This window comes from Variovorax sp. P4_D9, assembly GCF_056401695.1.
Genome location: NZ_JBFUIU010001418.1, coordinates 1 through 1,423 on the forward strand (window position 1 = coordinate 1; position 1,423 = coordinate 1,423).

At 67.6% G+C, this 1,423-nt stretch carries 1 protein-coding gene; it reads right to left on the bottom strand.

Annotation, left to right across the window (positions count from 1 at the left end; genetic code table 11):
• Positions 1 to 1,403 (bottom strand): acetyl-CoA carboxylase biotin carboxylase subunit (locus tag AC1DY5_RS55560; protein WP_478122692.1); only part of this gene is annotated, 1,403 nt, incomplete at its 3' end.
• Between the last annotated feature and the right edge of the window lie 20 nt (positions 1,404 to 1,423).

The following is a 1,423-nucleotide window of genomic DNA, read 5'->3' on the forward strand; positions in this document are numbered from 1 at the left end:
GTCATGCGCTGCGCCGTCGGCCCCACGGGTTGCGGTAGCACGAATCCGCCCTTGAACTCGTCGGCGATGAACGCCGTCGACAGCTTGCCGGCGCGCCAGCGCGGATGACGCATCAGCGCCGACAGGAAGGCGATGTTGTGCCGGATGCCCTCGATCGCGAAGGCGTCGAGCGCAAGCGCCTGGCGGTCGATCGCCTCGGCCCGCGTCGGCGCATGCGTCACCAGCTTGGCGATCATTGGGTCGTAGTGGATTGAGATCTCGCCGCCTTCGAACACGCCGGTGTCGTTGCGCACCGTGATGCCGCCATGTCGGCCCTCGGCCGGCGGCCGGTAGGTCGCGAGCCGCCCTGTGGATGGCATGAAGTTGCGCGTCGGATCCTCCGCATAGACGCGGCTTTCGACCGCCCAGCCGTTCAGACGCACGTCTTCCTGCGCGAACGCCAGCCGGCCGCCCGCGGCGACGTGGATCATCTGCTCGACTAGGTCGATGCCGGTAATCAGCTCGGTCACCGGGTGCTCGACTTGCAGCCTCGTATTCATCTCCAGGAAATAGAAGGACTTGTCCTGCCCGCAGACGAATTCGACCGTGCCCGCCGAGTCGTAGTTCACGGCGCGCGCCAGCGCCACCGCCTGCTCGCCCATGCGGCGGCGAGTGGCCTCGTCGAGCAGCGGCGACGGCGCCTCCTCGATCACCTTCTGGTTGCGGCGCTGCACCGAGCATTCGCGCTCGCCGAGGTAGACCACGTTGCCGTGCTTGTCGCCGAGGATCTGGATCTCGATGTGACGCGGATCGACGATGAACTTCTCGACGAAGACGCGGTCGTCTCCAAAGGACGATGCCGCCTCAGAGCGGGCGCGTGCAAAGCCCTCCGCCACCTCGGCGGCCGACGCCGCGATGCGCATGCCCTTGCCGCCGCCGCCGGCCGAGGCCTTGATCATCACCGGGTAGCCGATCTCGTCGGCGATCCGCACCGCATGGGCCGGGTCCGAGATCACGCCCAGGTGGCCCGGCACCGTCGACACCTTCGCCGCGTTGGCGCACTTCTTGGATTCGATCTTGTCGCCCATCGCCTCCATCGCGGCCGGGTTGGGCCCGATGAAGACGATGCCTGCAGCTTCGAGGGCAGTGGCGAAGGCAGCCCGCTCCGACAGGAAGCCATAGCCCGGATGCACCGCCTCGGCGCCGGTGCGGCGACAGGCCTCGACGAGCTTGTCGATCGACAGGTAGGACTCGGCCGCGGCCGCCGGACCGATGTGCACGGCCTCGTCGGCCAGCTGCACGTGCAGGGACCGCACGTCGGCATCGGAATACACCGCCACCGTCCGGATGCCCATGCGGCGGGCGGTCTTGATGACGCGGCAAGCGATCTCGCCGCGATTGGCGATCAGGATCTTGGAAAACATCGTGGGCTAAAGAGGTAGGT